This window comes from Umezawaea endophytica (assembly GCF_025061645.1).
Lineage (GTDB): Bacteria > Actinomycetota > Actinomycetes > Mycobacteriales > Pseudonocardiaceae > Umezawaea > Umezawaea endophytica.
Genome location: NZ_JANYMP010000016.1, coordinates 158,594 through 182,736 on the forward strand (window position 1 = coordinate 158,594; position 24,143 = coordinate 182,736).

A 24,143-nucleotide genomic window follows, 5' to 3' on the forward strand; every position below is an offset into this window, starting at 1 on the left:
CATCGTAAAAGGCCGAGGCCGTGCGAAGGCGGGAATCGAAGTGGTACGAAGGAGGGGCGCGGTGCTAATTCCACCCGGCATCCCGATCACCATCGGTGAATTGAACTTCGAAGTAGCAATAAATAAAACTTGCTTGATCCTTAACTGCACTTTAAATGCCCACTCCGGGGCTCCGGCCACCGATCACGATCCGTAGCTCCACCGGCCGGAACATGCCAGGTATTGAGAACCTGGAGACAGTTCGCCGTCGGGTCGTTACAGTGCTGTGGCCTCAGGTGCTGGAGGCCGCCGACACCCGTCGACCGCTGCGGAGCTACTGATGAACGACTTCCGGGTCCGTCCCTACGCCCTCACGGGCGGCCGAACCCGCTCGTCCGTCACCCTCGACATCGAGACCATCGTGACCACGAACGAGCAGGTCACGCCCAATCCGCTGACCGACACCGCCGAGCACCGGACCATCAGTTCGCTGTGCCGCGACCCCCACTCCGTGGCGGAGGTCTCCGCCCGCCTGAGGCTGCCGCTGGGGGTCGTGCGGGTGCTCCTGGCGGACATGTCCGACCTGAGCCTGATCACCGTCCACCACAACGACCAGATCCAGGACAACCGCCCTTCGACGGCGTTGCTGGAACGGGTGCTGAACGGGTTGCGGAACCTCTGACCTGCGGAAATCCGTAGTCTTAAGTCGGCATGTGGAGCAGCGTCGCTCCACTGGCGTCCTTCACGACGAACGCGGCGATCTCGTTCCACCGCATCCCCACGCCACCGTTGAGCTCGACGGCGGGCTTGTCGCCGTTCAGCGCCGGGGCCCCTACCAGCCACGACGTGACGGGCATCGTCCCGCCGTCGCGCGTGAGGGCCACCAGGTCGCACCGGCCGGGGCCCTTGGCGCCCTCGACCTCGAACTCGATGGACGTGCCCCACGCCTCGGGACGCGCGTGGATCTTCGCGCTGAGCCCGGTCTTGGGGTCGGAGCGGCTGAGCTCCTGGAACACGTCGGTCTCGTTGTTCGCCACGTTCGACTGCTTCGGCGGGGTACCGGTGTTCGGGGCCGTCTGCGCCACCGTGGAGGTGGTGCCCGAGGTGAGCTTGACGGTGGCGGCGGCGGTGCCACCCATCAGCAGGACGGCCACCGCGGCGGCTGCCAGCGCGTAGTTGCGCCGCTTGCGACCGCGGTCGATCGAAACCGAGTCCAACATCGCGCGCACCGAGCGCCCGTCGGGGCGTTCACCAGCGGTCCCCCGGAGGAGTCCTGCCTGGTCAGCCTCGTCCAGGAGGTCCGGAAGCACGGCGAAGTCCTTCAGGTCCAGCGCGCACTTGCGGCACTGGGCGAGGTGGTTCTCGAAGGCGTCCACCTCGTCCTCGTCGAGGACACCGAGGACATACGCCGCCACGTCGATGTGGTCCGGCAGCGCTGTCACCTGGTCAGCCCCGATCCTGCAGTGCCCGCCGAAGGGCGCGAAGTGCGTAGTAAACCCTGGACTTCACCGTACCCGCGGGCACGCCGAGCACCTCTGCGGCCTCGCCGACGGTCCGGTCGCGCAGGTACGTCTCGAGGATAGCCTCCCGGTGCTCCTCGGTCAGTCCGCTCATCGCTTCGGCCACGACGATCGCGGACAGCGTGCGGTCCGCCTCGTCGCGCACCGGCGCTTCGTCCGAGGGCGTCAACTGGGACTCCTGGGGTCGCACGCTGCGCTTCCGCCGGTCGTCGATGACCAGCCGTCGCGCCACCGTGAACAGCCACGATCGGAGCAACACGGGGTCTCGCTCGAGCTTCTCCGCGTTGCGCCAGGCCCGCACGAGGGTTTCCTGCACGATGTCCTCTGCCCATTGCCGGTCGTGACCGGTCAAGCGCATGGCGTGTCCCAGCAGGGGACTGCCGAATTCTTGGTAGAGCCGCCGGATCAGTTCGTCTTCCAGACTTCCGTCCGGTTGCCACATCTGATCGCGCTCAGTTTGCGTACGTCTGTGCCGCGCCACGTCACGCATCTTGGCTTGAGTTCGCCTTCTAGTCGAGAGTTTTGACGGAAGAAAAGTTTTCTAATCGTTTGTGAACCTTCATCCGAGGCGGACCGTACTCCTAGGTATCCGCTCCTTTGGGTCGGGGTGACACATGTCGCCACTGCTCCGAATGGCGGATCCGAACAGGAGAGAAAGGTTCTACGTGATGCTAGGCAATCGCACCCGGCGGGTCCTGACCCTCGTTCCCGCCGCCGCAGCGCTCGTAGCGACCTCCGCCTGTGGCACCGTCACGGGCGCCTCTCCCTCCCAGCAGTCGCCCGACGCGGGCTACTCGCAGGCGGGATCCGGCAACGACGCTCCCGTCGCCGTCCGGCCCACCACGGCACCGCAGGCGGCTCCTCCAGCCGCCGCGGGCGCGGAGCCCACGAACGACTCGGCGAACCGGATGCTCGCGGCGTCGGAGTCCCGGCAGCTCGGCGCCTTCGTCGTCAACGCGCACGGCTTCACGGTCTACCGGTTCGACAAGGACACGGCGAAGCCGTCGAAGTCCACCTGCGACGGCGAGTGCGCGAAGACGTGGCCGCCCGTGCTCGCGTCCGAGCGCACGATGGTGTCGGAACTGGACGCCGGGCTGGTCGGCACGGTCACCCGCACCGACGGCACGGCGCAGGTCACGTTCGCGGGCTCGCCGCTCTACACCTACACCGGCGACCGCGCCCCCGGCCGGATCAGCGGCCAGGGCAAGGGCGGCACGTGGTGGGCGGTCACGCCCGACGGCGGGAAGGTCGCGGGCACCGGCACGGCGAGCACGCAGCCCTCCGGCGCGGGGTCCGGCCCCGGCGCCAGCGACTACTGAGGAGCGTGAACCCGTGACGGTCCACCGCTTCCTCGGCGCGCTCGGCGCCCTCGTGATCACGCTCGCGCTGGCGACGACCGGTGTCGCGTCCGCGCAGGACGGTCCCGACCAGCAGACCCCGCTCGGCCCGATCTCCGCGGCCGACAAGGACTTGCTCATCAAGGTGAAGCAGGCCAGTCTGTGGGAGGGCCCGGTGGGCGAGGAGGCCCAGACCCGCTCGCAGAACAAGCGGGTCCGCGAGGTCGGCCTCCAGATCGCGGCCGACCACCGCAAGCTCGACGAGCTGCTGGCGACGTTGGCCTCGAAGATGAAGGTCCCGTTGCCCGCGACGGTCAACCCGACCCAGCAGACCTGGATCGACGAACTGCGGGGGTTGAACGGCAAGGCTTTCGACACCGCCTTCGCGAACCGGCTGCGGTCCGCGCACGGCCAGGGCTTCGGCGAGGTCGCCAAGGTCCGCATGGGCACCCGCAACCAGTCGATCCGCGACTTCGCCCAGGCCACCAACAACATCGTCGCCAAGCACATGACGATGCTGGAGAGCACCGGCCTGGTCACGCAGGCCGGGATGTCCGACCCGGTCCCGGCGGGCGGGATGCCCGGCATGGCAGGGGATCCCGCGCTGGCGTCGGCGCGGTCCGGACTGCTCGGCGGTGGCGGCTCCACCCTGCTGTCGATCGGCCTCATCGTCCTGATCGGAGCGACCGTCACGGTCACGTTGCTCCGCCTGACGAAGCCGAGGCGCGAGGCAGACTGACCGGTCCACGCTGACGGGGTTCCCACCCCGGTCTTCCCGCTACCGAGGAGGAGGTGGTACTAGAAGCACCAACGACTTCCATCGCGGAACTGTTTCCACCGCCCGTCCGTCCTGGCGTGAACACTCCTGCACGCCAGGCCGGGCGGGTACCGCACCCACCACGATCAACCAGCACCACCCGAGGTCTTCTTCCTCCCCGCCGTTCTCGGAGGTTTTACGTGTTCAACCAGGTCCCGCTCCTGCTCGCTCAGGCAAGCGCCGACCAAGACGCCGGAGTGAAGAGCGTTGCGCAGCTCTCGGCCCGTCTTGCCTACGCGACCATGTGCGCGACCCTCGCCTGGGGCGTCCTCATCGCCACCGGCTGGGCGCACAAGATCACCGGTACCCAAGGGCTCCGCAACACCCACATGGTGCTCGCGACCCTGGCGATCGCGTTCGGCAGCCTCCACGCCTTCTGCTTCACCATGTTGAAGACCATCGACTTCGGCCTGCTCAAGATCCTCGTCCCGTTCGCGGGCGGCGGCCTCGTCCGGCACGCGCTCGGCATCGTCGGGCTCGAACTGATGATCGCCATCGCCTTCACCGTCGGGATGCGGAAGAAGGCCCTGTACCGCAAGTGGTTGCGGTTCCACCAGATGGCCTACGTGGCGGTCACCATCACCATCGTCCACTCCTGGTTCGGCGCCATCGCCAACGGGAACCTGGCGATCCTGTGGCTCGCGGGCCTGACGATCTTGATCCCGACCGCTACGATCGTCATCGCGCGCTTCCTGCCGCCGGAGATCCTGATGCGACTGGGGATGATGGAGCCCGAGCCGGGCTTCGAGCCCGAGCCGACCGGCGGCGGGAACGCGATGGATGTCAGCGTCGACAACCACCGGTGCCACCGCTACGGCGTGTGCCAGGCCGAGGCACCGGAAGTGTTCCAACTCATCGACGACAACAGGCTGACCTACGAGCGCAGGCCTTCGCCCGAGCTGTACGCGAAGACGCGCACGGCGGCCAGGTCCTGCCCCATGCGGGCGATCGAACTGCGGGAGCGTGTGCGGTGAAGGCGGAGGAACGAGTGGTCATCGTCGGCGGTGGCCTGGCGGGGCTGCGTGCCGGTGAACGCTTGCGGGAACTGGGTTTCGGCGGCGAGCTGATGATCCTTTCGGCGGAGCGGCACAAGCCCTACCACAGACCGGCCCTGTCGAAGGAAGTCATCACCGGCGAGCTGAACCCGCGCGAGCTGGGCTTCAAGATCAGCGACGAGATGGAGGCGACCTGGCGGCTGGGAGTGCCCGCCGAGTCCCTCGACACCGGTCGACGGGTGGTGGGACTCCCTGGCGGGGAAGAGGTCCGCTACGACGGCCTGATCATCGCGACCGGCGTGGAGTCCCGGCACATGCCGGGCGCCCCGCGCCAGGACCAGCGCGTCCACGTGCTGCGGACGGTCGACGACGCCATCGCGATCCGCAACTCGATCGCCTCGACGCAGGGCCTCGTCGTCGTCATCGGCGGCGGCCTGATCGGCTGCGAGATCGCGGCCTCGGTGCGCGGCATGGGCCGCGACGTGGCGATCATCAACCGCGGCAACACGCTGCTGGGCGGCGCGACCGGCAAGGAGATCGGCGAGTACGTCACCGAGACCCACCGCGCCAAGGGCACGCGCCTGGCGATGGGCGTGAAGATCCTGCACTGGATGCGCCAGGCCAACGGCATCGCGATCCACCTGTCCGACGGCCAGGTGCTGTTCGCCGCCGTCGTGGTGCTCGCGGTCGGCTCGGTGCCCTCGATCTCGTGGCTGCGCGGTTCCGGCCTGGTGCTGGAGGACGGCGTCATGTGCGAGACGAGCACGCACGTGGTCGGCGGCACGGACGTGGTGGCCTGCGGTGACGTCGCCCGCTGGCCGAACCTGCGCTTCGGCGGCGTCCAACGCCGCGTCGAGCACTGGCTGAACGCGGTGGAGATGGGCCGCGCGGCGGCGGAGAACCTGTTGGTGGGCCGGGAGAGCTCCCGCCCGTACACGCCGGTGCCACGGTTCTGGACCGAGCAGTACGGCATGCGCATCCAGGGCGCGGGTCTGGCGTCGCTGGCGACGGACACGACGACGCTGTCGCAGCCGACCGGCGACCACCGCACGATCACCGGGTTCATCAAGGACGGCAAGCTCGTCGCGATGGTCGCGCTGGACTCCCCCGGTGCCCTGATCCGCCTGTCGCCGCAGCTCTTCCAGCAGAACACCGTGAACCGGCCCGACCGCCAGGAGACGCTCACGCAGCACCTCCAGCGGCGCGAGCAGCCGCAGCCGGTGGCCGAGCAGCCCCGCCAGGAGGTGCCGCAGGAACGGCCCGCGCCGCCGCAGCCCGTCGTGCAGGAGCCGCCGAGGCGCGAGCCCCAGCCGCGGTACGAGCCCGTGCCGGAGCCCCAGTACCCGCAGTACGCCGCCCCCGCGGCGGAGTACCGGCCGGAACTGGAGGACCAGGAGCAGGAGCGCGAACTGGAGGCCGCGATGGCGGAGGCGTTCCTCCCCCGCCGCACCCAGGCCCCGCGGTCCCGGTCCGGCGGCCAGCCGAGGCTGCTGGTGCGCTCCGGCGGAGGTGGTGGGCGCAGCGGCGCCCGCCCGCCCCGGTAGCGGATCCGGTCGAGTCCACCCGCCCCGTGCCCCCGGTTCGTCCGGGGCACGGGGCGGCGGTCTGTTCGGGGCCGTGGAGTCCACGGCGAACCCGCGCGAACCGGTCGGTTCCTTCGGGGCGGGTCGTTCGGGTCGGGTCGTTCTGTCCCAACCGGCCCCGCCGAGCCCTGCCAGACCGATCGGTCCAGGCCTAGTCGGCCGGGTGCTGGGCGGCGTCCACCACGGACGCCCGCACCGCGCCCGGTCCCCCGCTCCTGCGGTACCTCATGGACAGCCGCACCTCGCCGGGGTACCTGTCGTCCGGCAGCTCGTACGGTCCACGTCTGGCCCAGGCGACGCCGACGCCGAGCGGCCACGCGTCGACCACTTCCTCCTCGCCCGTGCCGAGGTCGGTGGCGACGAGTTGCGCGGCCCCCACCGTGCCCTCGTCGCAGCCCTGGACCGTCGTCAGCGCGACGAACGGGTAGAGCTTGGTGAACCGCGCCTCCCAGACCGTCTCGAACGACGAGCTGGTCACGGTCGGCAGGTCCTGCGGCCGGACCGGCCCGAACGCCACCGGCAGCCACGGCGGCACGACGACGCCGTCGGAGCGCCTGAGTTCCTCCACCTGCTTGCGCAGTGCCCGGACCTCGTCCTCGAGATCGGTGATGCGCACGTCCTGCACCATGCTGAGCCCCCCTGTATCGGCTCTGCCATGGGTAGCACACGAAGATGGTGGGCGGCGGAGGAACGCCGGATGCCGAACAAGCCCCCCGCGGGCACTGTTCACCTGCGCGACCAACCGGGGTAATGACCGGTGCTCAGCATTCCGGGGAACACTTGACGCCGAACAGGCGAACGAGCTCGGGGAGTTGTGGTGTCAATGCCGACGAACAGGACCGCAGCGGTGACCGTCGTGGGGATCCCCGCGCGCAACGAGGCGACCACCGTGGCCGCGGTGGCCCGAGCGGCGGACGCGGGCCTGCGGGCGGCGTTCCCCGACGGCCGCAACGTCGTGGTGCTGGCCGACAACGGCAGCACGGACGGCACGGCCGAGCGCTTCGAGGCGACCGAGCTGGCGGTGGAGAAGGTGGTCGTCCGGTCCGGCGGGATCGGCACCGGCAAGGGCACCAACGTGTTCGAGATCCTGGACCAGGGCGCGCTGCTGGGCGCCGACCGGGTGCTGCTGCTGGACGCCGACGTCCGGTCGACCGAGCCGGAGTGGATCGACCGGCTGGCGCGCGCCGTGGACGGTCCGGAACCGACGATCGCCGTGCCCGCCTACCGCCGCAACAGGTTCGAGGCCAACACCACCAACCACCTCGCCAGCCCGCTGCTGGCCGCCGTGTACGGCGTCCACGTGCAGCAGCCGATCGGTGGCGAGTTCGCGTTCAACCGCGCGTTCATCGAGCGCGCCAGGACGTGGGCGCGGCCCGCCAGCTCGTACCTGTACGGCATCGACGTGTGGCTGACGGCGAACGCGCTGCGGGAGGACCTGCGCGTGGTCGAGGTCCCGTTGGGGCGCAAGCTGCACAACTCGCCGTTCCCGAAGATCCTGCGGCTGCCCCAGCAGGTGCTGGACTCGTTGTTCCACGTCCTGCTGCACACCGACGGCGTCCGCCCGCCCGCGCCGCGCGACGAGGTCGCCCGCGCCGCCATCGACAGCGCCTCGGTGCGCCCTGATCCGGTCGTGGTGGCCCACGTGACCCATCAGGTGGGTCGGTACCTGGCGGACCGCTGGGAGGGCGTCAGCGACCTCTTCCCGGCCGCGCGCGACCTCCGTGCCGCGCCTTGGGGTCTGCGGGTCGGCACGGACGAGTGGCCGCTGCTCCTCGCCGACGCCGTCGCCGGTGTCGCGGCGGGTGACCTGGAGTCGACCCGCGACCACCTGGTGGCGCTGTACGTGAACCGCGTGCTGACGTTCTGGGACGAGATCGAGGGCCTGGACGGGCCTCGGATCGACGTGCTGCTGGACCGGCAGGCCGCCGAAACGGTCGAAGCGGTCAGGTCGCGGAGCATCTCGTTCGGCCGAACGGCGGCACCGTCGGTGTTCCACGAGGGCCACTGGATCGGCTACAACGAGGAGTCCGAGCCGCGTCTCGGTTGGAGCGTTCCGGCCTGAAGTAACGGACCGAGTAACGGACCGGCCCGCGGGAACGCTCAACAGGCATGAGCCAACGCGGCGACCTGCCGAGCAAGGGACGATCGAGCTGGCCCGTGGCCCTCGTGCTGCTGGCTTTGGTGTTCCTGGCACTGGCCGTCTGGAACGGCGTGCTGGCCGTGGGCGACTCGGCCCTCTGGCGCAGCGTCACGGCGGCGGCGTGCGGCCTGTGCGCCGTCGCGCTGATGGTGATCGCCGTCAACGATCGGCGGAGGTAGCCCCGCGACCGATAAGGTTCGGGGCATGGTCTTCTTCGGCGCCCTCCTGGCCCTGCTGGGCTTGGTGACGCTCGCGTTCCGCGACGCCGACGTCCTCGGCGTGCCCCCGCTAGGCTTGGGCATCGGCCTGCTGGTGATCGGCGCGGCCTCGATCGGCCTAGGCTTCCTCCGCCGCGCACAGGCCCGCCGAAGGCGCGTAGCCCGCGGCGAACCGGAACCGATCGGCAACGTCTTCGACCGCGCACGAGCACTGCCCCGCCTGTTGAGGGCAGCGCGCAAGGACGGCTACCAGGGCTTGCCCAAGGGCCGCATGGCACTGTGGGGCTTCGCCCTGGTGTACCTGGTCTCCCCGATCGACGTCATCCCGGAACTGCTGCCGATCCTCGGGGTGACCGACGACGCAGGCGTGGCGGTGTGGCTGCTCTCCAGCGTGTCGGCCGCGACCGGCGTGTACCTGCGCTGGGAGAAAGACCGCAAGGGCCAGACCCAGTTGCCACCGACGTAGGTGTTGCTGACCTCGGCGCCGACGACCTGCTTGCCGCTGGCCTGGTTGCCGCTGGCCTCGGTGCCGATGCCCCAGCTAGCCCCAGCCCAGTCGCCGCCTGCCGAGTCGCCGCTGCCCTGGTTGCCGCCGACCTAGTCGAGAGCCTCCAGGAACGCCCGCCACTGGACCACCGAGAACGCAAGCACCGGCCCGGTGGAGTTCTTGGAGTCCCGCACCAGCACACCCGGCCCTGGCTGGGCGACTTCGACGCAACTGCCATTGGGGTCACCGCTGTAGCTGCTCTTGCGCCAGTTCAGGTCCATCGCGGTCCTCTCGACGGTCGTAGACGTCCGCCCAGTGGACGAACACTGACCGTGATTGTCCCGCATCCAGTGCCAGGCTTTCCAGGACATCCCCCTTGCGCCGGTATGCCTTGATCGCCAACTCCTCCTCCGTGAAGACGGTCGAGACATCGTTCTCCGCGTACGCGACCGGTCTGATCGGCTTCGCGAAGGTCATCAGGTTGTACGAGTGGAGCAGCGCGGCGTGTCCCGGAGCGCACAGCGGAACCACCCTCGGTCGCACCCGCTTCCACTCGCACATGAAGGCCAACCGCATCATCTGGTCGTGCATGACCCGACCATCACCGACCGCCGATTGCAGGGCGGCCTCGTGGATGTAGAAGACCGCGTCCGGCGCCCTGGTCCCGCACAGCACCTGTTGCCGCTCCAAGCGAGCCTCGACGAAGAACTCGTTCTGCTCGGCCGTCAGCGGTCCGTACTGGGCGATGACCGCTCTCGCGTACGCCTCGGTCTGGAGGAGCCCAGGGATGAGCATCGGCTCGTACACGCGCAGCGTCCGCGCCGCACGCTCGTGGATCATCAGGCACAGCAGGTTGTCCGAAAGCCGTCCGTCATGCGCCCGGATGAAGTGTCCGATGTCCTGTTCGGAAGCTATGCGCCGAACTCTTTCCCTGGTCTGGTGATCCGCCCCCAACTTGCCCAGCAACGTGCCGTAGTCCCAGGAACTGGTGCCACGCCATCCGTTCTCCATCTTGCTGATCTTGCCCGCCGACCATCCCAACCCCTCGGCAACCGAGGTGGCCGTCAGGTTGGCCCGCATGCGGGCCAGGTGGAGTTCCTGGCCCAGTTCCCGGCTGCGCGCGGTGGTCGGCCGGGTGTGCGGCTCGGCGTCGAGGTGTACGTCCATGACACCTGAAGCTAACGCCCATCGCTCCCAAAACCCTTGCCCGATGGGACATTCCACTCCAAGGAGGTACCTGGAGCGGGTTCTTGACCGTTGGTCAAAATCTGACGGAGCAGGCCGACCCACCAGATCACCGTCAGCGCGATCACCGTCGGGTTCTTGAGGAACAGCAGCAACGCCAGACCATCCCGCCCGACGAGCGCCTCAGCACCGACGTCGAACACCAGGAACGCCACCGACAGCAGCCCAACCTGAAGCACGAGCGCCCGCCACCGCGTCCGAACGAACCGCCCGACGTTCCCCCACCCCCAAGACACCCCGCGAAACGCGAGCCGCCAGACCAGCACCACCAACAACACCCGAGCAGCCAGCACCACCACCTCCGACCCAACCGCCAGCAACACCGGCACGTCCCGCCCAACCACCACCAGCCGCTGCACCGACCCCACCAACGACAAACCGACCACCAGCACGAAATGCCGACAGTAGAAACGCCACGCCCACCGAGGCACCTCCACTGACCGCCGCACTTCGCCTCCCCGGCCACTCACCACAATCCTTCACCCCTCTCAACATTTTACTTGAGTATACTAAACTATCGAGCCAGGTAAAGTACCGCTCATGGACAAGAGCGCGGCGGTAGGGCGCGAGCTGAGCACGGCGGTGGTCATGTTCCACGAGGCCGTCGGGCAGAAGCTCGGGGTGAGCGCGGGTGATCAGCGGGCGCTCACGCTGCTGCGCGGCGGCCCGCTGACCGCAGGCGCGCTGGCGAAGGAGATCGGCCTCACGCCAGGCGCGGTGACCGGCATGGTCGACCGTCTGGAAGGAGCCGGACTGGTACGACGAGAGCCGGACCCGAACGACCGCAGACGAGTACTGGTCACCCCCACCACCCCAGGTCACAACGCACACAGCAACGTCTTCACCGACCTGAGCGCCGCGATGGCCGCGATGATGACCCGCTACTCCCCCGCCGAACAGAAGATCATCTCCGACTTCGTCGACCGCACGGTGGACGTGCTCAAGGAACAGACGGCAAAACTCACCGTCAAGAAATAGTCCACAAGGGACGATCAACGTCGCTAGGTGGCTGGGAGCGGAAGCGACGACGACGAGGAGGCAAAGTCGGCCAGGGACGACGGGACCCGGCAACCAGCGACCGGCTGCGCCGGCCCTACAGCGCTCACCAGACCACTCCCACCGAAGGCGAACCCGGTCACCGACAACCGCCGCCCCTTCAGCGCCTCCTCCGCACCCCTCAGCGACCCCGCCGTGGCCCTCTTCAGCGGCCCCCGCCGCAGCCCCACTTGAGCGGCCCCCGCCGCGCCCCCTGCCAGCCGCTGCCCGGCCACGACCGGCGTCCACCAACCACGCAGGGCCACACCTCCAACACCACCTCCCACCCCCTCCCCCGCTGGCCACCACCCCCCTCGCTCCTTCAGCGCCCACCCCCCACCGCCACTACCGTCGAACCGTGACAGTGACGAACGTGGTGACAGGTGCGGTCGACTGGGCGATGGACCGGACCATCGGGCCGGGCTACTCGCGGCTCGGCTTTGAGGCGCGGAAGCGGTTTTGGGCCGCTGATCCGCCTTCCGACGCGCTCAAGGGTCGAGTGGCGCTGGTCACCGGGGCCAATTCGGGGTTGGGCAAGGCTGCCGCTGTGGGGCTGGCGAGGCTTGGTGCGGTGGTGCATCTGGTGGTTCGTGACGTCACCAAGGGTGAGCGGGCGAAAGCCGAGATCCTCGACGCCGTACCCGGCGCGGAGCTGCACGTCGGTCGGTGTGACCTGAGCGACCTCACGGCCGTGCGCGAGTTCGGCGACTCCTTCGCCGGTCAGCTCGACGTGCTGGTGCACAACGCGGGTGTCCTGCCGCCGGAACGCGCCGAGACCGAAGACGGTCACGAGGTCGCGTTGGCGACGGCCGTCCTGGGCCCGCACCTGCTGACCGGACTCCTCTCCCCCGCGCTCAAGGCGTCCCTCGACGGCCGGGTGGTCTTCGTGTCGTCAGGCGGCATGTACAGCCAGTCGCTGCGGATCGACGACCCCGAGTACCGCGAGGGCGAGTTCGCCGGTGCCAAGGCGTACTCCAGGGTCAAGCGGATGCAGGTCGTGCTGGCCGAGCTGTGGGCCGAGGAGCTGCGGGTCGACGGCGTGGTCGTGCACAGCATGCACCCCGGCTGGGCGGACACGCCTGGTGTCAGCACGTCGCTGCCGAGGTTCCACCGGGTGACCAAACCGCTGCTCCGCACCCCTGAGCAGGGCGCGGACACGATCGTCTGGCTGGCCGCGTCGGCCGAGGCCGGCCGCGAGAACGGGAAGTTCTGGCACGACCGCCGCGTCAGGCCGACGCACTTCCTGCCGTGGCAGCACGAGTCCGAGGAGGACCGTCTAGCGCTGTGGACGTTCTGCGAGACCGCCACCCGGTAGCCAACCGCACGGCAGGGGCCCAAGAGCGCTGGTCCGGTGCCGTCCGGCCCGCGTCACCCGTGGCGGCCGAGTTGTCCGGGGGTTGTCCGCCATCCGACGTACGCCGTGCCCGGACAACGAACGTGCACTACAACGGAGGTGGGTGATCGGGACGCGCCGGCCGGGCGGGTCGGTCACCGGGTCGGCTCGACCTGGGGGCGACTGGTTCGCGCAGGGGGGTCTCCAGGTCGGGTCGGCCGCGATCACCGCGCCCTGATGCCCGCCAGCAGGTCGGTGATCGCGGCCATGATGCGCGCGGTCGCCTTGTCCAGCACCTCCTTGGACAGGGGCAGGTCGTAGAGGTCGGACAGGTCGACCTCGGGCCCGGCGGCGACGTCGACGCGCTTGCGCGGCAGCGGGCGGGGCAGGAACGAGCCCCTGGGCAGCAGGCGCTGGGTGCCCCACTGCGCGACGGGGATCACCGGCTTGCGGCTGATCAGGGCCGCGCGCGCCACGCCGGACTTGCCCGTCATCGGCCAGCCGTCGGGGTCGTTGGTGAACGTGCCCTCGGGGTACACGGCCACGCACTCGCCTGCCGCCACGGCCCCCTGGGCGCCGCTGAGGGCCTCGCCCGCGCGTTCCGTGCCGCGGTCGACCGGCACGTGCCTGCCCGACCGCATGATGGACCCGACCAGCGGCAGCCTCCACAGGCTCGCCTTGGCCAGGTAGCGGGGCACCCGCCCGGACACCAGGGCGAACACCGTCGAGCTGACCGGGTCGGCGAAGGAGATGTGGTTGAACGCCAGCAGCACCCCGCCGGTCTTCGGCACGTGCTCGTGACCGGTCATCCGCATCGGGATGAACAGCACCACGAGCGGCCACAGGACGTCGATGGCCGACCCGAACCAGAACCCGCGTTCACGCCGGGGCAGCCGCTTGGTCAGCGCCGCCATCTCGCGCACGGTCAGCGCCTTCGAGGACTCGTTCACACCAGGATCTTCGGTGTCGGTCCGGAAGTGGTTCCAGCCGGGTCCTGGTCAGGCGCCTGCGGGGCCGCCACCGGGACCCGCGAACGCTCGCCTTCGCAGCCGCGCTGATCTCGGTCGACTACTCTCCCCGCTCGTGCCCAGCCTCACCGAAGCGGAACCGGTCGCCATCGCGACCCGACCGGTCCGCGTGCTGCTCGTCGAGGACGACGAGGGGGACGCGGTCCTCGTCGAAGCCCTCCTGGAGGACGCCGCCGCGCCGGTCGACCTGTCGCGCGCCCGGAGCCTCCAGGAAGCCGAGGGGCTCCTGCCGCTGGCCGACTGCGTGCTGCTCGACCTCGGCCTGCCCGACACGACCGGTCTGGACGGTCTGCGCCGCCTCCTCAGGCACTCCTCGCCCGCCGCGATCATCGTTCTCACCGGCCTGACCGACGAGCAGCAGGGCACGCGGGCGGTCGCGGCCGGGGCGCAGGACTACCTGGTCAAGGGCCAGGTCGACGGCGAGATGCTGATCAGGGGCATCCGCTACGCCGTCGAGCGCAAGCGCGCGGAGGAGATCACCAGGCAGCTCCGCGACGAGCAGCTCCACGCGGCCGAGAAGACCCGGCTGGAACGCGGCCTGCTGCCGTCGCCGATCATGCACGGCGACGACCTGGCGATGGAGTCCCGCTACCGGCCCGGCGGGAGCCGGATGCTGCTCGGCGGCGACTTCTTCGACGCGGTCCGGCTGTCCGACGGCACCCTCCAGCTCATCATCGGCGACGTCTGCGGCCACGGGCCGGACGAGGCCGCGCTGGGCGTGTGCCTGCGCATCGCGTGGCGCGCGCTCGTGCTGGCCGAGCAGGAGCCGTGGAAGGTGCTGCGCACGCTGCACCAGATCCTCGTGCACGAACGCCACCAGCCCGGCCTGTTCACCACGGCGTGCATGGTGACGATCTCCCCGGACCGCCGCTGGGCCCGCGTCTACCTGGCGGGCCACCCCGAACCGATGCTGCTGGTCGGCGACCGGGTCGTGGAGCTGCCGCGCGACCGGGCGGGCCTGCCGCTGGGCGTGCTCCAGGACAGCACGTGGAGCGGCCTTGACGTGCCGCTGCCGCCGAACTGGACGCTGATGCTCTACACCGACGGCCTGGTCGAGGGCCGGGTCGTCGGCGACACCGAACGGCTCGGCTCGGAGCGGCTCATCTCGCTCATCGAGGGTTTGGCGGGCAACGACCCCGACTGGCCGCGCAGGCAGCCCTGGCTCCTCGACACGCTCATCGCCCGCGTCGAGGACCTCAACGGCGGCGAACTGGACGACGACATGGCCGTCCTGCTGCTCTCGGAAAGGACCTGATGACCTCGCCGGACCACACCACCCGGTGGCCAGCCAAGAGGCTGCTGTTCGCCGCCGTGGCGATCCTGATCCTCGTGTCCGGCGGAGCGGTGGGCGCCATCGCCCTGTCGCTGTCCCAGCTCACCGACGCGCGCCTGCTCGTGCTGGAGGAGATCGGCCCGGCCAGGAGGCACGTGCAGGAGCTGTCGACCTCGTACGTGAACCAGGAGACCGGGGTGCGCGGGTTCGCCCTCAGCGGCCGCGACGAGTTCCTGGCGCCCTACCTGTCAGGTCAGGCCGACGAGCGCACCGCGTTCGACGCGGCCCGCTCCCGCCTCGGCACCGAGTTCCCGGAGTACACGGCCGAGCTGGACCTGATCCAGGAGCGCGCGGGCACGTGGCGCTCGACCTACGCCGAGCCGGTGATCGCCCAGATCCGCGCCACCGGCCCCAGCCTGACGACGGCGTCCGCCGAGCAGGGCAAGACCCTGTTCGACAGCGTGCGGAACACCGCGAAGGAACTGGAAGTCCGGATGGCCGTGGACGTCGACGCGGCCCGCGCCAGGCTCGACCGGGCCGCCGACACGGTCCTGTGGCTGTCCATGGGCGTCGGCCTGCTGCTGGTCGTGCTGATCGCGGTCGTCGCCGTCGTGCTGTACCGGATCCTGATCCTGCCGCTGGCGGGCCTGGCCGAGCAGGTCAGGACCGTCGCGTCCGGTGACTTCCAGCGGGCGGTCGACGTGACCGGGCCGCGCGAGATCGTGATGCTCGGCCACGACATCGACGGCATGCGGGGTCGGATCGTCAAGGACCTCGACTCGGTCCGCGAGGCCCACGAGCGGCTCGACGCCCAGTCCACCGAGTTGCAGCGGTCCAACGCCGAGCTGGAGCAGTTCGCCTACGTCGCCTCGCACGACCTCCAGGAGCCCCTGCGCAAGGTCGCGAGCTTCTGCCAGCTCCTGGAACGGCGCTACGGCGGCCAGCTCGACGAGCGGGCCGACCAGTACATCGGGTTCGCCGTCGACGGCGCCAAGCGCATGCAGGTGCTGATCAACGACCTGCTGGCGTTCTCGCGGGTCGGCCGCATGGCCCGCGAGCACACCCTCGTCGACCTGGGTGAGGTGGTCGGCCAGGTCGTCGGCTCGTTGTCCCCGGCGATCCAGGAGTCGGGGGCGGTGATCGACCTCCCGGACGACCTGCCCACCGTGCGCGGCGAGGCGTCCCTGCTGGGCGGGGTCTTCCAGAACCTCATCGGCAACGCGCTCAAGTTCCACGGCGACGAGCCACCGGTCGTGACGATGGCGGTGGAGCGCACCGAGGGGTTCTGGACGTTCACCTGCCACGACAACGGCATCGGGATCGACACCGAGTACGCCGAGCGGATCTTCGTCATCTTCCAGCGCTTGCACCACAAGGACGCCTATCCCGGCACGGGCATCGGCCTCGCGATGTGTCGCAAGATCATCGAGTACCACGGTGGCACCATCTGGTTGGACACCAGCCAGGACACCGGCACCACCTTCAAGTTCACCTTGCCCGTCGTCGAGAAATCCGAGACCCCCAATGAATGACTCACTGAGCGTGATCGACGTCCTGCTGGTCGAGGACGATCCCGGCGACGCGTTGATGACGCAGGAAGCCTTCGAGCACCACAAGATCCGCAACTCGCTGCACATCGTCCGCGACGGCGTCGAGGCGCTCCAGTTCCTGCGCCGCGAGGGCGAGCACGCCAACGCCCCGAGGCCCGGCCTGATCCTGCTCGACCTCAACCTGCCGCGCATGGACGGCCGCGAGGTGCTGGCCGAGGTCAAGGCCGACGAGCGCTTCCGGTCGATCCCCGTGGTGGTGCTGACGACGTCGGAGGCGGAGGAGGACATCCTCCGCAGCTACAACCTGCACGCCAACGCCTACGTGACCAAGCCGGTGGACTTCGACCGGTTCATCGAGGTCGTGCGGCAGATCGACGACTTCTTCGTCACGGTCGTGAAGCTCCCGCGATGACCTTGGTTTGACCCGCCGCCGCGTCGGGTAGTTGATCGTCATGAACAAGGGCTCCAGCGCACGCGGCAAGTTCGACACGCTCCGCCCTCCGGGCCGGTCGCGGCGCGGGAGGCCGTCGCAGCCGGCCCCTCGGCGCTGATCCCCGGCGCGCGGGGGTCGTCGGCGTTCGCGCCTCGGCCGTAACGCATCCGAGCGGGGAGCCGACTGAGCGTTGACGGCGTTCGCCGTCACCACGGGTCGGACCACCAGCGAGGAGACGAACTCCATGTCGTTGGACGACGCGCTGCGGAGGGCTCAGTCGGAAGCCGACCAGGCCGACGCGCGGGCACGGGCGGGCAAGGCCACTTCGGACCGGATGGTGCCGGTCGGTGTCGCCGCCGCGAGGGACCTGCTCCGGCAGGCGGTTCAGCACTTCGAGAAGGCGCGGGTAGGCCCCGAGTTCGTCCTGCGGTACGTGCGGGCGGAACGCGGCTTCCTGAGCGGCCTGAGAGGATCCCGGAACCGCTACGAGGTCGTGGCGCGGATCTGGCAGTTGAACAGGCTGCACGTCCGCGATGACGGGCTCCTGTACCGGGTCGGCGGCACCCGCTTCTCGATGGAACCCCTGGCGAAGGCGCAGGACCGCGAACGCGCCCAAGGACGTGACAGGGTGCCGTTCTACTGGCGCGTCGACACCCACGAGCTGTTCGGCAAGGCGGGACTGACCCCTGGGGACTCGGGGTACATCCTGGACCACGGACCGAACAGCGGGACCCTGGACCAGGTCGAACTGGACGAGAACATGAGCTTCGCCGGATCGGTCCGGCTCTCCTCCGCCGGGCGTGCCCCGTACCTCGACAGGTACGACCTCGACGCCTCGTCGAGGTTCGCGGTTTCGCCGGAGGGAACCGTCTTCGTCCAGCAGAACGACTACGACAACTCGTGGTACGAGAAGCTCGAGGACGTGATCGCCTCCGCTGTCGTGGCCGGGAAGCGTTGAGCCCTCAATGCTTCCGGTGGACGCTCACCGCGTAGCCGCCACCGGTGTACGGCTCGCGGTCCCACGTGGACCAGCGGTCTTCCCGTTCCAGCCCCGCCGCGGCGCACCACGCGTCGTAGTCGGCGAGTGACGGCCAGCCCGGTCGCAGGCCGAAGCCCGCGACCAACCCGCCGCCTGCCTCCAGGTGGGCCGCGCAGGTCGCGACGACGGCCGCGCGGACGTCGGCCGCCGCGTACGGGATGACGTTGCCCGCGAGCACGACCACGTCGAACCGCTCGCCGAGGTCCATCACGTCCAGGCCGACGTGCTCCCAGCGCAGCTCCGGGGCCTTCGCGCGGGCGGCGGTGATCATGTCCGCGTCCACGTCGACCCCGACCACGCGCACCCCGCGCCGCGCCAGCTCGATGCCGACGCGGCCCGTGCCGCACCCGCCGTCGAGCACGGACGTCGGCGCGTAGGCCAGGACCAGCGCGGCCTCGCCGTGCGGGTCCTGCCCCGCCTCGGCCATGCGCTTCCAGCGGTCGTCGTAGGAACCGAGGTCGACCTGGTCCCGCCAGCGGGCCCAGTCCTCCGGCGGAGTGGTCATGCGCGCGAGCCTAGGTCACACCTTCAGCGCGGCGCTCAGCCTCGTGTCGCCGTAGTCGTGCCCCACGTCCACCGTGTAGCCCCCGGACAGCGTCACCCAGGCCCCGTCCTCCCACGCCTCCACCGAACGGCGTGGCAGCTCGACCACGACCTCCACGACCTCCCCCGCCCCGGCCTCCACCGACGCGAAGCCCGCCAGCCAGCGGGACGGGCGGTCGGCCGCGGGCGCGTCCGGCACCAGGTACACCTGCACCACCTCGCGCCCGGACCTGGCCCCGGTGTTCCGCAGGGACACCGTCACGGTGGCGAGCGCGTCCGACGGCGTGACCGTCACCGACTCGTAGTCCCACGTCGTGTACCCCAGCCCGGCGCCGAACCAGAACGCGGGCGCGACCGGGCGGCGCTCCCAGGCGCGGTAGCCGATGAACAGGCCCTCCCGGTACGCCAGGACGCCGTCGACCGGGTCCACGTCGAGGACCGGGCAGTCGGCCATGCGGACCGGCCACGTCGTGGGCAGGCGGCCCGCGGGTTCGGTGTGGCCGAAGAGGACGCTCGCCAGCGCCGCGCCCGCTTCCTGGCCGGGGAACCACGTCAGCAGCACCGCGGCGACGTCGTCGACCCACGGCATCTCCACCGGGGAGCCCGCGTTGACCACCACGACGGTGCGGGGGTTGGCCGCGGCGACGGCGGCGACCATGTCGTCCTGCCTGCCGGGCAGCGCCAGCGAGCGGCGGTCGAAGCCCTCGGACTCGACCTCCTCCGTGGTGGCGACGACCACGACGGCGACCTGGGCCGCCGCCGCGGCGACCACGGCCCGCTGGATCAGCTCGTCGTCGGTGGGACCGGGTTCGGCGTGGCCGAGGGTGATGCCGACGACGGCGCCGATGCCCTTGCGGACCCAGGTCTTGTGGCGCAGCGTGACCAGCACCGGACCTTCGACGGTGGTCGCCACGCGGGTCTCCGGGTGCAGCAGGATGCCCGCCGCCGGGTCGTCGTCGTAGGCGACCTGCTTGTCGTCGTAGAGGACCTCGCCGTCGACGGTCAGCACGAACTCGCCGATGCCGCCGACGCCGAAGCGGTGCTCGCCGAACACCAGCGGGCGGAACCACGCGCTGAGCTCGACGGAGTCGAGCAGGGAGCCGTCGACACCCGCGGGCATCTTGCCGGTCCACCCGGTGACGGCGGCTTCCAGCAGCAGCCTGCCGAGTTCGGCGCCGGACGCGTCGCGGAACACCATGCGGAAGCCCGCTTCGCCGGTCTCCGGGTCCGTCCACTCCGGACCATACGCGGGAGGCAGCTTGGTGCGCGGGTCGACGCCGGGTTCGTAGGTCAGCTCGACGCCCTGCGCGCGCAGACCGTCCAAAGGGGACACGACGTGCGGCGGGAACACCGTGACGCTGCCGCCGCCGAGGATCCGGGCCTCCTCCGCCGCCACGCCGATGAGCGCGACCGTGGGGGACGCCAGCGGCAGCGTCCCGTCGTTGCGCAGCAGCACGAACGACCGCGAGGCCACCTCCTCGGCCAGGGCGTCGCCGTCGACCACCGCCTCCGGCCTGACCGGCACCGCGGGCTCGACGCCCTCCAGCAGCCCGACGCGGCCCGCCAGGCGCAGCACGCGGCGGACCATCTCGTCGACCACGGACTCCGGCACCTCGCCCGCGCGCACGGCCTCGACCAGCTTGGGACCCCACGGGTTGCCGGGGCCGGGCATGGCGACGTCGAGGCCGCCCAGCGCGGTGGCGGCGGTGGTCTTCGCGGCCGTCCAGTCCGACACGACGACGCCGTCGAAGCCCCACTCCCCCTTGAGCAAGCCGTTCTGCAACGCGTCGTTCTCGGACATGGTGTGGCCGTTGACGCCGTTGTACGCGCACATGACGGCCCACACGCCCGCGTTGACGATGGCCTCGAACGGCGCCAGGTACACCTCGCGCAGCGTGCGGTCGTCGACCGCCGCGTCGAGGACGAACCTGGCGGTCTCGGAGTCGTTGGCCACGAAGTGCTTCACGGTCGCGCCGACACCCCCGTCCTGCACGCCGCGGACGTAGCCGACGCCGATCTCCGCGGTCAGCAGCGGGTCCTCGGAGTAGCACTCGAAGTGCCTGCCGCCCAACGGGGTGCGGTGCAGGTTCACGGTCGGCGCGAGCAGCAGGTGCGCGCCCTTGCGGCGGGCCTCCTGCGCGAGCAGCCTGCCCACCCGGCGGGCGAGCGCGGGGTCCCAGGTGGCCGCCAGCGCGGTGGGGCTGGGCAGGACGACGGCCGGGTCGTCCGGGCCCCAACTGGTGCCGCGGACGCCGATCGGGCCGTCCGACATGACCAGCGAGCCGAGGCCGATGTGCGGCACGGCGGGCAGCGACCAGACGTCCTGCCCCGCCAGGAGGCTCACCTTGGTTTCCAGGTCGAGGGCGGCCAGGGCGGTCTCGATCGTGCTCATGGTTCTCCTACCGAGCGGGCGGTCGGTTCGTTATCCGCACGTTACCCGGCGTGAGCGGGGAGCGGAACCGGAACCGCCGAGGCCAGCAGGGCCACGAGGGGCTCCGGGTCGAGCGCGGTGGACCTGATGAGCCGGGTGGCGTAGTCGCGGAACGCGGCGACCATGTCGACCTCGTCCGGCCGCAGCAGCCACTGCAACTGGAGGCCGTCCATCACCGCGACGACCTCGCGGGCCAGCAGCGCGCAGTCCACGTCGGGGCGCAGCGCGTCGGCGCCCGCGAGCAGCCCGGCCTCGACGGACGCCGTGACGCGCCCGTACCGGTCGGTGAACCAGGCCCGCGCCGGGTGGTCGTCGGTGACGCTCTCGCCCGCCAGCGCGGTGTAGATCTGCACCAGGCCGCCGAGCCTGCGGTTGCGGTCGACCAGGCGGAGCAGGTTCACCAGCAGCCGGGGCCCGGTGCGGCCGTCCGGGTCCAGCTCGGCCAGCCACTCGCGGTCGAGCCGGTCGCGGGCCTCCAGCACGGCCGTCAGCAGCCTCGGCTTGGTCGGGAAGTGGTGCAGCAGCCCCGCCTGGCTGATGCCGACGTGCTCGGCGATCCCGGCCAGCGAGGCCCGGTGGTAGCCGTGGTCGGCGAACACCACCATAGCCGCGTACAGGATCTGCTCACGACGGGCGTCGCCCCGAGTCACCATCAGGTCAGCGTAGCGCTGTAGTGCACGACTCCGTCCACAGTGGACGCGGCGAGTCGCCCGTCGCGCACCAGCACGTCGAGGTGCGCCGCCGTCTCGCCCGTCGCCAGCACCTGGTTGAACAGGTCCAGCTCGGCGAACTCCCGCTGCCTGCGCGTCCAGCCGAGCCTGCGGGCCGTCTCGTGCGCGGTGGCCGTGCCGCCCGCGACCGAGTCGATCGTGGCCTCCAGGCGGTCCGCGTGGTGCTGGAGCAGCTCGTCCACGCGGGCGTGGACGCTGTCGGTGACGGGGCCGTGCGCGGGCAGCAACCGCAGGTCGGGGTGCTCGCGCACCAGGCGCAGCGAGTCGAGGTAGTCACCGAGCGGCAGTTCGGGGCGCGCGGGCTCGAAGCCGATCGACGGCGTGATGTGCGGCAGGACGTGGTCGCCAGCGAACAGCAGCGACGACTCCTGGTCGACGAACACCACGTGCCCGGCCGTGTGGCCCGGCGTCGGCACGGTCGTCAGCACCCGTTTGGCCAGGTCGAGCCGGGTCTCCCCGGTCAGCCACTCGTCCGGCTCCTCGTAGATCGCGGACGCCCTCACCTCCATCGGCACCGCGACCGCCGCCCACCGCGCGGCCAGGTCGGGGGCGCCCCACCGGCGCAGGTTCACCACCTGCCCCTCGGCGCGGCCCGCGATCACCCGTTCCAGCGACGGCTGCTCACCGAGCCCCAGCGCGACGCGCGTGCCGAACCGCCTCCGCAGCGCCACGGCCATCGTGTAGTGGTCGCGGTGCATGTGGGTGACGAGGAACCGGTGGACGTCGGCGAAGCCGTACCCGAGGGTGTCGAGCGACGCCTCCAGCCGGTCGGTAGCCTCGTCCAGCGCCCAGCCCGCGTCGATCATCACGACGCCGTCGCCGTCGTCGATCGCGTACACGTTCACCGTGTGCAGGCCGTCGTTCGGCAGCGGCAGCGGGATCCGGAACACGCCCGGCGCCACCTCGAAGACACCTGGCTCCGTCCAGTCCGTCATGGTTACCGGACGGTAGCACGTGGTCAGAGGCCGAAGTGGGCGCGCCGGTCCTCCGGCACGAGGTCCAGGTACTCGGGGTGCTTCGAGATGTACCCCTTCACGAACGGGCACTGCGGCAGCACCGCGACCCCGACCCCGCGGGCATCGTTCAGCGCGTGCTTGATCAGCGTCGACGCGAGCCCCTTGCCCGCGAACGCGTCGTCGATCACGGTGTGGGTGAACATGATCGAGCCCGAGGAGCGCCGGTACTCGGCGTACCCGGCCAGGGCGCCGTCGTGCACGACCTCGTACCGGTGCAACTGCACGTTGTCCACCACGGTCGCCATGGGTTGACCTCCACCTCGTCGCGGACACCTCGGGCGTCGGGTCGACGGTGATCATCTCCGGCGACCGGTCCGCCCACCGTAGCCCGGCGGGGCAGGATGGCACGATGGACGTCTACCTGCTGATCCTCGGCGACCACTTGCCGGACCCGGTGACGGGTGCCGTCGTCAGCGAGGCCTCCCGGCTCCAGGCCGTCGTCGAGCAGGCGGTCGTGGCGGAGGGCGCGGGCTTCACCGGTGTCGCGATCGGCGAGCACCACTTCACCCGGTACATCGTGTCCGCGCCGGAACTGCTGCTCGCGACGATCGCCGCCCGCACGACGACGCTGCGCCTGTCGACCGGTGTGACCCTGCTCGCGCACCGCGACCCCGTGCTGGTCGCCGAGGAACTGGCGACGCTGGACGTGCTGTCCCTCGGTCGCGCGGAACTGGTCGTCGCGCGGGGCGTGTCACCGCGCACGGACGCGGTGTTCGGCATCCACTCCGACGAGCTGCGCGCCCGGTTCGACGAGAACCTGCGGCTGCTGCTGCGGTTGCTGGAGGAGTCGGACGTCACGTGGCAGGGCCGCTTCCGGCCGCCGCTGCAAGGCGTGACGACGACGCCCCGGCCGTTGCAGCGCCCGCACCCTCCAGTGTGGATCGGCAGCGGTTCCGCGGTGTCGGCGGACCTCGGTGCCGAACTCGGGATGCCGTTGATGCTGCCGAGCACGTTGCGCGACCCCGGAACGCACGTCCCGGTCGTGCAGCGGTACCGGGAAGCCATGGGGGACAAGGGTCGTGTCGCGCTGCCGAGCCACGTCTTCGTCGCACCGTCGTCGGCGGACGCCCGCGACCGGTGGCGGCCCTACCTCGGCGGGTACGCCACGTTCGCCGACCCGTGGCGTGGTGACGGCGACGTGGACGTGGACCTGCTGATGGAGGGCGCGGCCGTGTGCGGCGACCCCGGCGAGGTCACCGCCCGGCTCAACGACCTGGCGGTTCTGCTGGACCTCGACGCCCACCTGGTGATGGTGGACGTCGGCGGCCTGCCGCACGACGAGGTGCTCGACGCGATCAGGCTGTTCGGAGCCGAGGTCATACCCCGTTTGCATCGCGCGGATAGCCTGAGGCGAGGGACCAAAGACTCTGTGGCGCAAGGGATCGCGGGAGCACAATAGCCCGCGGAGCG

At 70.5% G+C, this 24,143-nt stretch carries 27 protein-coding genes; 15 read left to right on the plus strand and 12 right to left on the minus strand.

Annotated features, from left to right (window positions below; translation table 11 throughout):
• The first annotated feature begins 319 nt into the window (after positions 1–319).
• Positions 320–661: a DUF742 domain-containing protein gene (locus tag NZH93_RS29875; RefSeq protein WP_259626573.1), complete on the plus strand. Its 342-nt coding sequence runs from the start codon at positions 320–322 to the stop codon at positions 659–661.
• A 19-nt stretch (positions 662–680) separates the two neighbouring features.
• On the opposite strand, the gene NZH93_RS29880 is transcribed toward NZH93_RS29875, so the two are convergent.
• Positions 681–1,421, minus strand: a complete 741-nt coding sequence (locus NZH93_RS29880) for an anti-sigma factor family protein (RefSeq protein WP_259626574.1) — start codon at positions 1,419–1,421, stop codon at positions 681–683.
• Positions 1,422–1,425: 4 nt separating this feature from the next.
• Positions 1,426–1,941, minus strand: a complete 516-nt coding sequence (locus NZH93_RS29885) for a sigma-70 family RNA polymerase sigma factor (RefSeq protein WP_259626575.1) — start codon at positions 1,939–1,941, stop codon at positions 1,426–1,428.
• A gap of 226 nt (positions 1,942–2,167) precedes the next feature.
• Between NZH93_RS29885 and NZH93_RS29890 the strand changes: the two genes are divergently transcribed.
• From NZH93_RS29890 to NZH93_RS29905, 4 genes are all read left to right on the plus strand, one after another.
• Positions 2,168–2,818, plus strand: coding sequence for a COG4315 family predicted lipoprotein (locus NZH93_RS29890; protein ID WP_259626576.1), 651 nt, complete (start codon positions 2,168–2,170; stop codon positions 2,816–2,818).
• A 13-nt stretch (positions 2,819–2,831) separates the two neighbouring features.
• The gene (locus tag NZH93_RS29895) at positions 2,832–3,575 is read left to right on the plus strand and encodes a DUF4142 domain-containing protein (RefSeq protein ID WP_259626577.1); all 744 of its coding nucleotides are present in this window, start codon (positions 2,832–2,834) and stop codon (positions 3,573–3,575) included.
• Positions 3,576–3,850: 275 nt separating this feature from the next.
• The gene (locus NZH93_RS29900; RefSeq protein ID WP_259626578.1) at positions 3,851–4,627 is read left to right on the plus strand and encodes a ferredoxin; all 777 of its coding nucleotides are present in this window, start codon (positions 3,851–3,853) and stop codon (positions 4,625–4,627) included.
• Complete coding sequence (locus NZH93_RS29905) at positions 4,624–6,192, plus strand: NAD(P)/FAD-dependent oxidoreductase (RefSeq protein WP_259626579.1); 1,569 nt, start codon at positions 4,624–4,626, stop codon at positions 6,190–6,192. Before NZH93_RS29900 ends, NZH93_RS29905 begins: the two co-directional genes overlap by 4 nt.
• Positions 6,193–6,382: 190 nt before the next feature.
• On the opposite strand, the gene NZH93_RS29910 is transcribed toward NZH93_RS29905, so the two are convergent.
• Positions 6,383–6,847 (minus strand): hypothetical protein, encoded by a 465-nt coding sequence (locus tag NZH93_RS29910; RefSeq protein ID WP_259626580.1) that lies wholly within the window; start codon positions 6,845–6,847, stop codon positions 6,383–6,385.
• Between the two features lie 207 nt (positions 6,848–7,054).
• Here NZH93_RS29910 and NZH93_RS29915 point away from each other — a divergent pair, with 207 nt between their 5' ends.
• Genes NZH93_RS29915 through NZH93_RS29925 form a run of 3 tightly spaced genes read left to right on the plus strand, consistent with a single transcriptional unit; the run spans position 7,055 to position 9,055 of the window.
• Complete coding sequence (locus tag NZH93_RS29915) at positions 7,055–8,293, plus strand: glycosyltransferase (protein WP_259626581.1); 1,239 nt, start codon at positions 7,055–7,057, stop codon at positions 8,291–8,293.
• A gap of 47 nt (positions 8,294–8,340) precedes the next feature.
• Positions 8,341–8,550, plus strand: a complete 210-nt coding sequence (locus tag NZH93_RS29920; RefSeq protein ID WP_259626582.1) for a hypothetical protein — start codon at positions 8,341–8,343, stop codon at positions 8,548–8,550.
• Positions 8,551–8,575: 25 nt separating this feature from the next.
• Complete coding sequence (locus NZH93_RS29925) at positions 8,576–9,055, plus strand: YkvA family protein (protein ID WP_259626583.1); 480 nt, start codon at positions 8,576–8,578, stop codon at positions 9,053–9,055.
• Between the two features lie 131 nt (positions 9,056–9,186).
• Here the strand turns inward: NZH93_RS29925 and NZH93_RS29930 are convergent, their stop codons facing one another.
• Genes NZH93_RS29930 through NZH93_RS29940 form a run of 3 tightly spaced genes read right to left on the minus strand, consistent with a single transcriptional unit; the run spans position 9,187 to position 10,713 of the window.
• Positions 9,187–9,357 (minus strand): DUF397 domain-containing protein, encoded by a 171-nt coding sequence (locus tag NZH93_RS29930; RefSeq protein WP_259626584.1) that lies wholly within the window; start codon positions 9,355–9,357, stop codon positions 9,187–9,189.
• Entirely contained in the window at positions 9,320–10,243 is a 924-nt protein-coding gene (locus NZH93_RS29935; RefSeq protein ID WP_259626585.1) for a helix-turn-helix domain-containing protein, read from the minus strand. The genes NZH93_RS29930 and NZH93_RS29935 overlap by 38 nt, the downstream gene beginning before the upstream one ends.
• Before the next feature lie 11 nt (positions 10,244–10,254).
• Positions 10,255–10,713: a hypothetical protein gene (locus tag NZH93_RS29940; RefSeq protein ID WP_259626586.1), complete on the minus strand. Its 459-nt coding sequence runs from the start codon at positions 10,711–10,713 to the stop codon at positions 10,255–10,257.
• Positions 10,714–10,861: 148 nt separating this feature from the next.
• On the opposite strand from NZH93_RS29940, the gene NZH93_RS29945 reads away from it, so the two are divergent.
• The gene (locus NZH93_RS29945) at positions 10,862–11,299 is read left to right on the plus strand and encodes a MarR family transcriptional regulator (RefSeq protein ID WP_259626587.1); all 438 of its coding nucleotides are present in this window, start codon (positions 10,862–10,864) and stop codon (positions 11,297–11,299) included.
• Positions 11,300–11,714: 415 nt separating this feature from the next.
• Positions 11,715–12,671, plus strand: coding sequence for an SDR family NAD(P)-dependent oxidoreductase (locus NZH93_RS29950; protein WP_259626588.1), 957 nt, complete (start codon positions 11,715–11,717; stop codon positions 12,669–12,671).
• Positions 12,672–12,913: 242 nt separating this feature from the next.
• Here the strand turns inward: NZH93_RS29950 and NZH93_RS29955 are convergent, their stop codons facing one another.
• Positions 12,914–13,603: a lysophospholipid acyltransferase family protein gene (locus NZH93_RS29955; protein WP_259626646.1), complete on the minus strand. Its 690-nt coding sequence runs from the start codon at positions 13,601–13,603 to the stop codon at positions 12,914–12,916.
• A gap of 169 nt (positions 13,604–13,772) precedes the next feature.
• On the opposite strand from NZH93_RS29955, the gene NZH93_RS29960 reads away from it, so the two are divergent.
• The 4 genes from NZH93_RS29960 (at position 13,773) to NZH93_RS29975 (ending at position 17,931) form a co-directional block, all read left to right on the plus strand.
• Positions 13,773–14,972: a PP2C family protein-serine/threonine phosphatase gene (locus tag NZH93_RS29960; RefSeq protein WP_259626589.1), complete on the plus strand. Its 1,200-nt coding sequence runs from the start codon at positions 13,773–13,775 to the stop codon at positions 14,970–14,972.
• A complete protein-coding gene (locus NZH93_RS29965) occupies positions 14,972–16,522 on the plus strand; it encodes a sensor histidine kinase (RefSeq protein ID WP_259626590.1) in 1,551 nt (516 codons plus the stop codon). The genes NZH93_RS29960 and NZH93_RS29965 overlap by 1 nt, the downstream gene beginning before the upstream one ends.
• Positions 16,515–16,952: a response regulator gene (locus NZH93_RS29970; protein WP_259626591.1), complete on the plus strand. Its 438-nt coding sequence runs from the start codon at positions 16,515–16,517 to the stop codon at positions 16,950–16,952. Before NZH93_RS29965 ends, NZH93_RS29970 begins: the two co-directional genes overlap by 8 nt.
• Before the next feature lie 211 nt (positions 16,953–17,163).
• A complete protein-coding gene (locus tag NZH93_RS29975; RefSeq protein ID WP_259626592.1) occupies positions 17,164–17,931 on the plus strand; it encodes a hypothetical protein in 768 nt (255 codons plus the stop codon).
• Positions 17,932–17,935: 4 nt separating this feature from the next.
• Here NZH93_RS29975 and NZH93_RS29980 read toward each other — a convergent pair whose 3' ends face one another.
• Genes NZH93_RS29980 through NZH93_RS30000 form a run of 5 tightly spaced genes read right to left on the minus strand, consistent with a single transcriptional unit; the run spans position 17,936 to position 22,978 of the window.
• A complete protein-coding gene (locus tag NZH93_RS29980) occupies positions 17,936–18,517 on the minus strand; it encodes a class I SAM-dependent methyltransferase (protein WP_259626593.1) in 582 nt (193 codons plus the stop codon).
• A gap of 15 nt (positions 18,518–18,532) precedes the next feature.
• Positions 18,533–20,947, minus strand: a complete 2,415-nt coding sequence (locus NZH93_RS29985) for a glycoside hydrolase family 3 protein (protein ID WP_259626594.1) — start codon at positions 20,945–20,947, stop codon at positions 18,533–18,535.
• A gap of 41 nt (positions 20,948–20,988) precedes the next feature.
• Positions 20,989–21,639, minus strand: coding sequence for a TetR/AcrR family transcriptional regulator (locus NZH93_RS29990; protein WP_259626595.1), 651 nt, complete (start codon positions 21,637–21,639; stop codon positions 20,989–20,991).
• On the minus strand, positions 21,639–22,652 hold the full coding sequence (locus NZH93_RS29995) for an MBL fold metallo-hydrolase (RefSeq protein WP_259626596.1): 1,014 nt from the start codon (positions 22,650–22,652) through the stop codon (positions 21,639–21,641). The genes NZH93_RS29990 and NZH93_RS29995 overlap by 1 nt, the downstream gene beginning before the upstream one ends.
• Positions 22,653–22,675: 23 nt before the next feature.
• On the minus strand, positions 22,676–22,978 hold the full coding sequence (locus NZH93_RS30000; protein ID WP_259626597.1) for a GNAT family N-acetyltransferase: 303 nt from the start codon (positions 22,976–22,978) through the stop codon (positions 22,676–22,678).
• A 104-nt stretch (positions 22,979–23,082) separates the two neighbouring features.
• Here NZH93_RS30000 and NZH93_RS30005 point away from each other — a divergent pair, with 104 nt between their 5' ends.
• Positions 23,083–24,132: an LLM class flavin-dependent oxidoreductase gene (locus NZH93_RS30005; protein ID WP_259626598.1), complete on the plus strand. Its 1,050-nt coding sequence runs from the start codon at positions 23,083–23,085 to the stop codon at positions 24,130–24,132.
• The last annotated feature ends 11 nt before the right edge of the window (positions 24,133–24,143 follow it).